The following is an 11553-nucleotide window of genomic DNA, read 5'->3' as shown; positions in this document are numbered from 1 at the left end:
AAAGCGAGGCTGGGGCTGACCGGAGCAGACATGGCATACAGCACCAGCCCAACCAACGTCGGCCTTGTGGTTTCGGTGCGCGGCAGCGTGGTGGATGTCCGATTCGATCGGCACTTGCCGCCGATTTACTCGGTGCTGCGTGCCGGCGCCGACAAGGCGATCGTGATCGAGGTGTTGGCGCAGCTGGACGCGCGGCACGTGCGCGGGATCGCGCTGACCCCGACGCAGGGTCTGGCGCGCGGCTCGGCAGTGGAGGACAGCGGCGGACCGTTGCAGGCGCCGGTCGGCAATGCGGTGCTGTCGCGGATGTTCGATGTGTTCGGCAACGCCATTGATCGCGAGCCGGCCCCGTCCGACGTGCAGTGGCGTTCGGTGCATCGCGCGCCGCCGTCGCTGGCGCGGCGTTCTACCAAGTCCGAAATCTTCGAGACCGGCATCAAGGCGATCGACGTGCTGGTGCCACTGGAGCGTGGCGGCAAGGCCGGCCTGTTCGGCGGGGCGGGCGTCGGCAAGACCGTGCTGTTGACCGAAATGATCCACAACATGGTCGGTCATCATGAGGGGGTCAGCATTTTCTGCGGCATCGGCGAGCGCTGTCGTGAAGGGCAGGAGCTCTACGACGCGATGAAGGAGGCGGGCGTGCTGCCGAACATGGTGATGGTGTTCGGACAGATGAACGAGCCGCCCGGCGCGCGCTTTCGGGTCGGCCATGCGGCGCTGACCATGGCCGAGTACTTCCGCGACGACGAGCATCGCGACGTGCTGCTGCTGGTCGACAACATCTTCCGCTTCATCCAGGCCGGGATGGAAGTCTCCGGCCTGATGGGACAGATGCCGTCGCGGCTCGGCTATCAGCCGACCATGGGTACCGAACTATCGGGGCTGGAAGAGCGCATCGCCAACACCGACACCGGCGCGATCACCTCGATCCAGGCAGTCTATGTACCGGCCGACGACTTCACCGATCCGGCGGCGGTGCATACCTTTTCGCATCTGTCCGCCTCGATCGTGCTGTCGCGCGACCGCGCCAGCGAAGGGCTGTTTCCGGCGATCGATCCGTTGCAATCCAGCTCCAAGATGGCGACTCCGGGCATCGTCGGCGAGCGACACTATCGCCTGGCGCAGGAGATCCGTCGCACGCTGGCGCAATATGCCGAGCTGAAGGACATCATCGCCATGCTCGGTCTGGAGCAATTGTCGCCGGAGGACCGCAACGTGGTGGACCGCGCCCGCCGGCTGGAGCGCTTTCTGACCCAGCCGTTCTTCACCACCGAGCAATTCACCGGGCTGACAGGGAAGCTGGTGAGCTTGAAGGATGCGCTAGATGGCTGCGAGCGCATTCTGAACGATGAATTCAAGAGCTACCCGGAAAGCGCGCTCTATATGATCGGGGCGATCGACGAGGCAAAGGCCAAGGCAAAGCCCGCGACCTCCGCCAGGCCGGCCGCCACGGCGAAACCCCAGCCGGAGGTTGCAGATGCCGTCGACGCCGATGCATCTTAAGATCCTGTTGCCGTTCCAGGTGTTCGCCGAAAAGGCCGGCGTGCTGCGGATCGTCGCGGAGACTCGCGAGGGCTCGTTCGGGTTGTTGCCGCAACGGCTGGACTGCGTCGCCGCCTTGGCGCCGGGGATCTTGACCTACGAGACGCAATCGGACGGCGAGATGTTTGTTGCGGTGGACGAAGGCGTGCTGGTCAAGACCGGCGCCGAGGTCCTGGTGTCGGTCCGCCGCGCGCAGGGCGGCGCTGATCTCGGCCAGTTGCGCGCGGCGGTCGAGCGTGACTTCCTGACGCTCGACGCGCACGAACAAGACGTTCGCGCGGTGCTGGCGAAAATGGAAAGCGATCTGGTGCGGCGAATGGCGAGGATGCACCATGAGTGAAGAGTCCGAGACCACGCCGGTGAAGCCGAAATCGACGCTGGGCGAGGAAGTCGGCGCCAAGGCGGCGCGCAAGCTGAAAGCACGGCGTCACGCCGAGCAGGGCGTCTGGTTCGGGCTCGGGATGATGGGGCTGATCGGCTGGTCGGTCGCGGTTCCGACCCTGCTCGGCGCGGCGCTCGGGATCTGGCTCGACCAGCACTATCCCGGCAAACATGGCTGGACCCTGGCGTTGCTGGTCGCCGGGCTGTGCATCGGCTGCTTCAATGCCTGGCATTGGGTGGCGAAGGAAGCCAAGGCGGTCCAGGACGAACAGGAGAATGGCGGTGACTGAATTCATGGATCTTGCGCCCGCCTTCGCGGCGGGCTTGCTGCTCGGCGCGATGTTCTTCGGCGGTTTGTGGTGGACGGTGCGACGGGGCATTTCGTCGCCGCGGCCGGCGCTATGGTTCTTTGGCAGCATGTTGCTGCGCATGGCGATCGCCTTGACCGGATTTCTTGTTGTCGGGGGCGAGCGCTGGGAACGTTGGCTACTCTGCCTCGTTGGCTTCGTGCTGGCGCGCTTCGCCGTGCAATGGTTGACCCAGCCCGACCGCCGCGCCGCGCCCAGATCCGAGACCAGCTATGCGCCTTAGTCCCGACGACATCATCTTTTGGCAGTCCGGGTTCATCAAACTCAACGGCACCATCGTGTTCACCTGGGCCTTGATGGCGGTTCTTGCGGTCGGATCCAAGCTCGTGACCCGCCGTCTGTCGATGGATCTGCAACGCTCGCGCTGGCAGAACCTGCTGGAGATCATCGTCACCGGCATCGAGAAGCAGATCGAGGATGTCGGGTTGGCGGAGCCCCGGACCTATATCGGCTTTCTCGGCACGCTGTTCCTGTTTGTCGCCCTGGCGACGCTGTGCACCGTCATTCCTGGCTATGAGCCGCCGACCGGATCGCTGTCGACCACCGCCGCGCTGGCGCTGTCCGTACTGATCGCGGTGCCGTATTTCGGCATCGAACAGCAGGGGCTGCGCGGCTATCTCAAATCCTACGTTGAGCCGACGTTCATCATGTTGCCTTTCAACATCATCAGCGAATTGTCGCGTACCTTGGCGCTGGCGGTCCGGCTGTTCGGCAACATGATGAGCGGGGCGATGATCATCGCCATCCTGCTGACTATCACGCCGTTTTTGTTCCCGATCGTGATGAGCGCGCTCGGCCTGCTCACCGGCATGGTGCAGGCCTACATATTCAGCATCCTCGCCGCGGTCTATATCGCGGCCGCCACAAGCGGCCGCAAATCCAAAGCCGAACCGGCGCTGGACGCCACCAAATGAACGCCAACGCATGAATGACGACAACAAGAGTAGACATTATGGATAGCATGACGGTGATTGCCATCGCCTCGATCGTCACCGCCGGCCTGACCATTGCGCTGGGGAGCATCGGACCCGCGCTCGGCGAGGGGCGAGCGGTCGCGACCGCGCTGAGTTCGCTGGCGCAGCAGCCCGATGCAGCGACGACCATTACCCGCACCCTGTTCGTCGGACTGGCGATGATCGAATCGATCGCGATCTACTGTTTCGTGGTTTCGATGATTCTGATCTTTGCTAATCCGTTCTGGAACCACGTCATCGTCCAGGCCGCCGGGAAGTAGTTCATGCTCATCGATTGGTTCACTGTCGGTGCGCAGGCGGTCAACTTCATCATCCTGGTGTGGTTGCTGAAGCGATATCTCTACAAGCCGATCCTCGATGCCGTCGACGCGCGCGAGCGGCGGATCGCAGTCGAGCTCGCGGATGCCGACGCGAAGAAGGCCGAAGCGCAACGGGAGCGCGACGAATTCCAGCACAGGAACGAAGAGTTCGACCGGCAGCGCGCGGCGCTGATCGGCAGGGCGACCGACGAGGCGAATACCGAGCGTCAACGGCTGCTCGAGGAGGCGCGCAGCGCCGCCAACGCGTTGAGCCTGAAGCGACAGGAGACGCTGCGCAACGACGCCGAGCAGCTCAATCAGGCGATCCTTCGTCGCACCCAGCAGGAAGTCTTCGCCATCGCGCGGAAGGCGCTGAGCGATCTGGCCGGAGCCAGTCTGGAACAGCGCATGGTCGAGGTGTTCGCGCAAAAGCTCGGCGCGATCGACGCCAAGGTGAAGCAGGGACTGGCCCAGGGGCTCGCGGCATCGCCCGAGCCGGCGCTGATCCGCAGCGTGTTCGACTTGCCCGCTGAGCAACGCGCGACGATCCAGCAGGCACTCAACCAGACCTTTTCGGCCGACGTCAAAGTAACCTTCGAGACCGCGCCGGACCTGGTCAGCGGAATCGAGCTGACGACAAATGGCCAGAAGTTGGCCTGGAGCATTGCGGATTATCTGGAGTCGCTCGAAACGCGAGTTGGTGAGCTGCTGAAAGCGAAGGCCAAGCCAGAATCGAAAGTCGAGCCGGAGTCGACCACCGCTGCTGAGCCCGGCGGCGAGGTGGCGCCAAAGGCGACGGCCAAGGCCACTTCAAGACCCAAAGAGCCCCAGCTCGAATCGAAGTCGCAATGACCATCGAGCCCGACAGCCTGCAGAGCGTGTTCGACCGCGCCTTCGCCGAAATCGGTCAGGCGCGTGAGGCGCTGACGCCGCAATTGACGCCGCGCGAGGTCGGCACGGTGATCAGCATCGCCACCGGCATCGCCAAGGTGTCCGGGCTTCCCGGCGTAGGCTTCGAGGAACTGGTGGCGTTTCCTGGCGGCGTGCTCGGCATCGCGTTTAATGTCGATGAAGACGAAATCGGCGTGGTGCTGCTCGGCGACTACTGGCACCTCAACGCCGGCGACGAGGTCAGGCGCACCGGCCGGGTGATGGACGTCAGCGTCGGCGAAGCCCTGCTCGGGCGGGTGATCGATCCGCTCGGCCGGCCGCTCGACGGCAATGGAGCGGTCGCGGCGACCGAACGCCGGCCGATTGAACGCCCGGCACCGCATATCATGAATCGCGCCCCGGTGACGGTGCCGCTGCAGACCGGGTTGAAAGTCGTCGATGCCTTGATTCCGGTCGGTCGCGGCCAGCGAGAATTGATCCTCGGCGATCGGCAGACCGGCAAGACCGCGATCGCGATCGACACCATCCTGAACCAGCGCGGCAAGGACGTGGTGTGCGTGTATTGCGCGATCGGCCAGCGCGCCGCTGCGGTCGCCAAGGCGGTGGCGACGCTGCGGCAACAGGGCGCGATGGACTACACCGTGCTGGTGGTGACCGAGGGCAACGATCCGCCGGGGCTCGCCTTCATCGCGCCTTACGCCGCGACCTCGATCGCCGAATATTTCATGGAGCAGGGCCGCGACGTGCTGGTCGTCTATGACGATCTTACCCATCACGCCCGCGCCTATCGCGAGCTGTCGCTGCTGCTGCGCCGGCCGCCGGGCCGCGAGGCGTTCCCCGGCGACATTTTCTACATTCACGCCCGGCTGCTGGAGCGCGCGACACATTTGCGCCAGGAGCTTGGCGGCGGCTCGCTGACGGCGCTGCCGATCATCGAGACCGAAGCACAGAATATCTCGGCCTACATTCCGACCAACCTGATTTCGATCACCGACGGGCAGATCTATCTGTCGCCGTCTTTGTTCGAACTGGGCGTGCTGCCCGCCGTCGATGTCGGCAAATCGGTGTCGCGGGTCGGCGGCAAGGCGCAACGGGCGGCCTATCGCGCGGTGGCGGGTGACCTCAAATTGGCCTATGCGCAATTCGAGGAGTTGGAGACCTTCGCGCGGTTCGGCGCACGGCTCGATGAAGACACTCGCAACACCATCGAGCATGGACGGCGGATCCGCGCCTGCCTGAAACAGCCGGAGTTCTCGCCGGTGGCGGTGGCCGCGCAGATCGCCGTTCTGCTGGCGCTGACGGCGGGGTTGTTCGACGGCGTCGCGCTCGACCGCATGATCGACGCGGAGAATGCCGTGCAGACGGCGGCGGCCGGCATTCCGGCCGAGGTCTGTGCCCGGTTCGAGAGCGCCGACCAATTGAGCGACGCGGATCGGAAGACTATCACCGAGATCGCCCGCCAGGCACTCGCGCCGTTCGAGCCCAACCCCAACCCGGACGCCACCAAGGCGATCAAGGTGGAGGCCAAAGATCGGCCATGAGTGACACCGTCGACGGACTTCGCCGAAAGATCAGCAGCGCCGGGGACCTGCAATCCGTGGTCCGTACCATGAAGGCGCTGGCGGCATCGAGCATCGGGCAATACGAGAAGTCGGTGCGCGCGCTGATCGACTATTATCGGACCGTCGAACTTGGACTCAGCGTATGTTTCCGCGAAGCAGAGCCGGCGCCCGAGGAACCGCAGGCGCCGCGGCAGGCGCGTGCGGTCGGCGCCATCGTGTTCGGGTCCGACCAGGGACTGGTCGGGCAGTTCAACGATGTCGTTGCGGATTATGCGATCGAGGCACTCGCGGCACTGCCGGGCACGCTTCAGGTCTGGGCGGTCGGCGAACGCGTTCACGCGCGGCTGGCGGATGCCGGGCTGCCGCTGGCCGGATTACTCACCGTGCCGAACTCGGTGCAGGGCATCACCCCGCTGGTGGCGCAGCTTCGTATCGAGACCGATAAGCTGCTGCCGCAAGGTGAGCGTGGCAGCCTTTGGGTGTTCCACAACCAGCCGCTGTCCGGTTCGTTGTACCAACCGGTCGGCCAGCGCCTGCTGCCGCTCGATGCGCAATGGCAACGCGGACTGGCGAAGCTGCGCTGGCCGACCGGCAACCTGCCCGAGGTGATGGGCGGCGCCGCCACCCTGAAGGCGCTGATCGGGGAATATCTGTTCATCTCGCTGTTCCGGGCCTGCGCCGAGTCCCTGGCCAGCGAAAACGCCAGCCGGCTGGCAGCGATGCAGCGCGCCGACAAGAACATTAGCGATCTGCTGCAGCATCTCGACGGCGCTTTCCACCAGTTGCGCCAGAGCGGCATTGACGAGGAATTGTTCGACGTGATTTCCGGCTTCGAGGCGCTGGGTGGCTCGCGACAGCATCGAAAGGAATCGAAATGAAGATCGACACCAAGGACTTTCGCGTCGGCGAGGGCGATCAGGTCAAGCTGCACAAATGGCCGACCAGGGTGAAATCCTTCTACCAATCGAAGGAGCATTACGAGACGCTGCTTGCGGAGCACGTCGCGCAGCTCAGTAAGCAGCAGAAGCTGCTCTACGCCTCCGACCGTCATGCCGTGTTGCTGATCTTCCAGGCAATGGACGCGGCGGGAAAGGATGGCGCGATCCAGCATGTGATGTCGGGCATCAATCCGCAGGGCTGCCAGGTGTCCAGCTTCAAGCATCCCAGCGCGGCCGAGCTGGAGCACGACTTCCTCTGGCGTACCACGCGCGATCTGCCGGAACGCGGCCGGATCGGCATCTTCAACCGATCCTATTACGAGGAAGTGCTGATCGTCCGCGTCCATCCGGACATTCTGCGCAGCGAATCGATTCCGGAGACCCCGCACCACGACAAGAAGATCTGGCAGGGGCGCTATCGCTCGATCGTCGATCTGGAGAAGCACCTCCACGCTAATGGCACGCGGATCATCAAGTTCTTCCTGCATCTGTCGAAAGACGAACAGCGCAAACGGTTCCTGGCGCGGATCGACGACGTCGACAAGAACTGGAAATTCAGCGAGGCCGACATCTAGGAGCGCAAATATTGGAAGGACTACATGAAGGCCTATGAGCAGTGCCTGAGCGCGACCAGCACCGAGCACGCGCCGTGGTTTGTGGTGCCGGCAGACGACAAGGAAAGCGCCCGTCTGATCGTGTCTCAGGTCATTGTCGACGCGCTCGAGGGGCTCGAGATGAGCTATCCGAAGACCACCGCCGCGCGCCACAGGGAGTTGATGAAATTCCGCAGGCAGTTGGTGAAGTGAGCAGTGCGCGGGGCGCGGCAGTTCGGTCACGAATCCGAGCGCACAACGATGCTATACGAACGGCTGGAGCGCCGTCGCGGTGCGGCGGGCGGTTACGTCCCGGTCGTCGCATCGGTGACGGCTGATGTCATTGGACCAGGAAGAGACGATGTCGCTTAGAGGCAAGAAGGGATTGATCGTCGGTATCGCCAACGAACACAGTATCGCTTTCGGCTGCATCGACGCGGGTTATCACATTGTCGGTTGAGTTCTCAGCCAAACCGGGGCAGCCGATGGAACAAATCGAAAATCGTACATTCGACGAGATTCGGGTGGGAGACACCGCGAGCCTGGTTCGGACGCTCAGCTACCACGACATCGAGTCGTTCGCGATCATGTCGGGAGACGTCAACCCCATGCATGTCGACGCGACGTTTGCCAAGAGCGATCATTTTCATCATGTGGTGGCGCATGGCATGTGGGGCGGTGCGCTGATCTCGACGCTGCTCGGCACGCAATTGCCCGGTCCTGGAACGATCTATCTCGATCAATCGTTGCGGTTCGTGAAGCCGGTAAGCGTCGGCGATACCATCACCGTGACGGTACGGGTGGCGGAGAAATCCAGCGAGAAACACAAGGTCGTGCTCGACTGCCGCGCCACCAACCAAAGTGGCGAGGAGGTGATCGTCGGCACCGCCGAGGTGGTGGCGCCGACCGAGAAGATCTCGCGCCCGCGCATCCTGCTCCCAGAGATCGATCTGCACCGCAAGGGGAGGCGCTACGAGCGCCTGATCGAGATGACCAAGGGGCTCGAGCCGATCCGCACGGCGGTGGTGCATCCGGTCGACGCGCCGTCGCTGCTTGGCGCGATCGAGGCCGCCCGCGCCGGATTGATCCTGCCGGTGCTGGTTGGTCCGAAGCTCAAGATCCTTGCCGCTGCCGCCCTGGCCGCGCTTGATCTGGCGCCGTATGAGATCGTCGCCGCCGATCACAGCGCCGCCGCCGCGGCCGTCGCGGTGGCAATGGCGCGCGCCGGCAAGGTCGAGGCGCTGATGAAGGGCGCGCTGCACACAGAAGAACTGATGCACGCGGTGACCGATCACGATCTCGGCCTGCGCACCGCCAGACGCATCAGCCACGTCTATGCGATCGATGCGCCGGCCTATCCGCGGGCGCTACTGGTCACCGACGCCGCGATCAACATCTATCCGACACTGACCGACAAGCGCGACATCATCCAGAACGCGATCGAGCTCGCACATGCGCTCGGGATTCCGCAGCCGCGGGTGGCGATTCTCTCGGCGGTCGAGATCGTCACCGAAACCATCCGCTCCACGCTCGACGCCGCAGCGCTGTGCAAGATGGCCGATCGCGGCCAGATCACCGGCGGCATTCTCGACGGACCGCTGGCCTTCGACAATGCGGTCTCGGCGGAGGCGGCGAAAACCAAGGGCATCGTCTCGCCGGTCGCCGGCCGCGCCGACATTTTCGTGGTGCCGGATCTGGAGGCCGGCAACATGCTGGCGAAGCAGCTGGAATATCTCGCGGCGGCGGAGATCGCCGGGATCGTGCTCGGCGCGCGGGTGCCGATCATCCTGACCAGCCGCGCCGACAAGACGCTGGCTCGGCTCGGCTCCTGTGCGATCGCGCTGCTGTTGGCGCGCCACAAGGCGGGAACGATGCCATGAGCGACGTCATCGTGGTGCTGAACGCCGGCTCCTCCAGCATCAAGTTCGCGCTGTTCGAGGCGCATATGCGGCCGACCCCGCAGCACTTGATCTGCGAAGGCGCGTTCGACGGCATCGGACACCGCGTGCATTTCACCGCGACCGATCGCGCGGGGGCCGCGCTGGCGGACGACCATCTGGCCGAGACCACCAGCCACGAGGATGCGATCGCGGCGCTGATCGGCTGGATCGAGCGCAGCTTTCCGGATCAGGCCCTGACCGCTGCGGGACATCGCGTGGTGCATGGCGGGTTGATTTTCACCGCGCCGGTGCGCGTCGACGCCGCGGTGATGCAACGGCTATGCGAGCTGATTCCGCTGGCGCCGTTGCATCAGCCGCATAACCTCGCCGCCATCGAGGCGCTGGCGAAGCTGCACCCGGCGCTGCCGCAGGTCGCATGCTTCGACACCGCCTTCCACCACACTCAGCCGGAGGTGGCCGCGGCCTTCGCGCTGCCGCGCAGCATCACCGAGCGGGGCGTCCGGCGCTATGGCTTTCACGGCCTGTCCTACGAGTACGTTGCCAGCGTACTGCCCGGCATCCTCGGCCCGGTCGCCGCTGAGGGACGAGTCGTCGTCGCGCATCTCGGCGGCGGCGCCAGTCTCTGCGCGATGCACCGGCGCACCAGCGTGGCGACCACCATGGGTTTCACCGCACTCGACGGTCTGCCGATGGGAAGCCGTTGCGGTAACCTCGATCCCGGCGCGGTACTGTATTTGATCCAGCAACTCGGCATGACCGCGCAGACGGTGAGCGACATGCTGTATCATTCGTCGGGCATGCTGGGTGTCTCCGGCATCAGCGACGACATGCGCACGTTGCTGTCGAGCGCCGACCCGCACGCCGCCGAGGCGATCGAATTGTTCGTCTATCGCATCGGCCGCGAGCTGGGCTCGCTCGCCGCGGCGCTCGGCGGGCTGGATGCGCTGGTGTTCACCGGTGGGATCGGCGAACACGCCGCTGAGGTTCGCCGGCTTGTCTGCGCTCAAGCCGGATGGCTCGGCGTGACCATCGATGCCGCGGCGAACACCGCCGGTGCCGCGCGGATCACGATCGCGAATAGTAAGACCTCGGTCTGGGTGATTCCGACCAATGAAGATTTGATGATCGCGCTGCATGCCTGGCAGCTGACCGATGGCGCCAGCTGACGATCGGATCGGCGTTGCCGCGCGGAGCCGGCAATCACGGCTGATCGTCGTCGCGGTTAGCAGCCAACCGTATGAATGCCTGTGCGGCCTGAGTGACATAACGCTGCTTGTGACGCAGCGCGAAGAATTGCCGCTTCGGCATCGCGACGTCGACCGCAACCAGCGTTCCGGCCTTGATCGAACCGACCGCGACCAGTTTCGAGACCACCGTTGCGCCGGCGCCGGCTTCGACCGCCGAGCGCACCGCCTCGTTGGATGGAAGCTCCAGCGCGACGTTCAATTGGCGCGGATCGACGCCGAGCGCCGGCAACGCTGCTTCGAACATCGATCGCGTTCCCGAGCCGCGTTCGCGCAGGATCCAGCGCGCCGTTGCGAAATCGCGCGACGGCAGCGGCGCGTGTGTCGCCCAGGGATGGCCGGGGCCGACCACCAGCACGAGGTCGTCATCGGCGACGGCTGCGATCGACATTGCCGGTTCATCGATCTCGCCCTCGACGTAGCCGATATCGGCGATGCCCTCCTGGACCAGCGCCGCGACCGCTTCGGTATTGCCGATCACCAGCTTGATCGAGATTGCCGGATGCCGTGCCTGATAGCGAGCGATCGCTGGCGGCAGCCAGTAGTTGGCGACGGTCTGGCTCGCGGCCAGGGTCAGCGAGCCGCTATTCAGGCCGGCGAGATCCGCCAGCACCGTCTCGGCCGCGGCTGCGCGCGCCAGCACCGCCCGTGCCTCGATGAGAAAGGTGCGTCCGGCCTCGGTCAAGACGATCCGCCGGCCGATCCGGTCGAACAATTTGGTCGCATAGCGCGCTTCCAGCGCGGCGATCGCCGCACTGGTTGCCGATTGCGTCAGATTGAGGTCGCGCGCGCCCTGGGTGACGTGTTCACGGCTCGCGACCGCGACGAAGATACGCAGTTGTTCAAGCGTCATGTGGCTC

12 protein-coding genes and 1 pseudogene are annotated in these 11553 nt (G+C 64.8%); 12 read left to right on the top strand and 1 reads right to left on the bottom strand.

Features of this window, described 5'->3' with window-relative positions:
- Positions 1-30: 30 nt before the first annotated feature.
- The 12 genes and pseudogenes from atpD (at position 31) to HXX15_RS02480 (ending at position 10615) form a co-directional block, all read left to right on the top strand.
- Complete coding sequence (gene atpD / locus HXX15_RS02535; protein ID WP_296512307.1) at positions 31-1503, top strand: F0F1 ATP synthase subunit beta; 1473 nt, start codon at positions 31-33, stop codon at positions 1501-1503.
- Entirely contained in the window at positions 1478-1882 is a 405-nt protein-coding gene (locus HXX15_RS02530) for a F0F1 ATP synthase subunit epsilon (RefSeq protein WP_296512304.1), read from the top strand. Before atpD ends, HXX15_RS02530 begins: the two co-directional genes overlap by 26 nt.
- Complete coding sequence (locus HXX15_RS02525) at positions 1875-2213, top strand: AtpZ/AtpI family protein (RefSeq protein WP_296512301.1); 339 nt, start codon at positions 1875-1877, stop codon at positions 2211-2213. The genes HXX15_RS02530 and HXX15_RS02525 overlap by 8 nt, the downstream gene beginning before the upstream one ends.
- A complete protein-coding gene (locus HXX15_RS02520) occupies positions 2206-2514 on the top strand; it encodes an ATP synthase subunit I (RefSeq protein WP_296512298.1) in 309 nt (102 codons plus the stop codon). The genes HXX15_RS02525 and HXX15_RS02520 overlap by 8 nt, the downstream gene beginning before the upstream one ends.
- Positions 2504-3205, top strand: a complete 702-nt coding sequence (locus tag HXX15_RS02515) for a F0F1 ATP synthase subunit A (RefSeq protein WP_296512296.1) — start codon at positions 2504-2506, stop codon at positions 3203-3205. The genes HXX15_RS02520 and HXX15_RS02515 overlap by 11 nt, the downstream gene beginning before the upstream one ends.
- A 47-nt stretch (positions 3206-3252) precedes the next feature.
- A complete protein-coding gene (locus HXX15_RS02510; protein ID WP_296512293.1) occupies positions 3253-3525 on the top strand; it encodes a F0F1 ATP synthase subunit C in 273 nt (90 codons plus the stop codon).
- 3 nt (positions 3526-3528) lie between these two features.
- Positions 3529-4416: a F0F1 ATP synthase subunit delta gene (locus tag HXX15_RS02505; RefSeq protein ID WP_296512291.1), complete on the top strand. Its 888-nt coding sequence runs from the start codon at positions 3529-3531 to the stop codon at positions 4414-4416.
- Entirely contained in the window at positions 4413-5996 is a 1584-nt protein-coding gene (locus HXX15_RS02500) for an alternate F1F0 ATPase, F1 subunit alpha (protein ID WP_296512290.1), read from the top strand. Before HXX15_RS02505 ends, HXX15_RS02500 begins: the two co-directional genes overlap by 4 nt.
- A complete protein-coding gene (locus tag HXX15_RS02495; RefSeq protein ID WP_296512288.1) occupies positions 5993-6895 on the top strand; it encodes a F0F1 ATP synthase subunit gamma in 903 nt (300 codons plus the stop codon). The genes HXX15_RS02500 and HXX15_RS02495 overlap by 4 nt, the downstream gene beginning before the upstream one ends.
- Positions 6892-7761: pseudogene (locus tag HXX15_RS02490) on the top strand (ADP-polyphosphate phosphotransferase). Before HXX15_RS02495 ends, HXX15_RS02490 begins: the two are co-directional and overlap by 4 nt.
- A gap of 272 nt (positions 7762-8033) precedes the next feature.
- Positions 8034-9428, top strand: coding sequence for a bifunctional enoyl-CoA hydratase/phosphate acetyltransferase (locus tag HXX15_RS02485; protein WP_296512286.1), 1395 nt, complete (start codon positions 8034-8036; stop codon positions 9426-9428).
- The gene (locus HXX15_RS02480) at positions 9425-10615 is read left to right on the top strand and encodes an acetate/propionate family kinase (RefSeq protein WP_296512284.1); all 1191 of its coding nucleotides are present in this window, start codon (positions 9425-9427) and stop codon (positions 10613-10615) included. Before HXX15_RS02485 ends, HXX15_RS02480 begins: the two co-directional genes overlap by 4 nt.
- A 34-nt stretch (positions 10616-10649) precedes the next feature.
- On the opposite strand, the gene HXX15_RS02475 is transcribed toward HXX15_RS02480, so the two are convergent.
- On the bottom strand, positions 10650-11546 hold the full coding sequence (locus HXX15_RS02475; protein WP_296512282.1) for a LysR family transcriptional regulator: 897 nt from the start codon (positions 11544-11546) through the stop codon (positions 10650-10652).
- Positions 11547-11553 lie beyond the last annotated feature (7 nt).

It is taken from the genome of Rhodopseudomonas sp., assembly GCF_013377015.1.
In the GTDB taxonomy this organism is placed as follows: Bacteria; Pseudomonadota; Alphaproteobacteria; order Rhizobiales; family Xanthobacteraceae; genus JARJEH01.
Note: the sequence above shows the minus strand (reverse complement) of the source record. Positions and strands in the feature narration are given on the sequence as shown.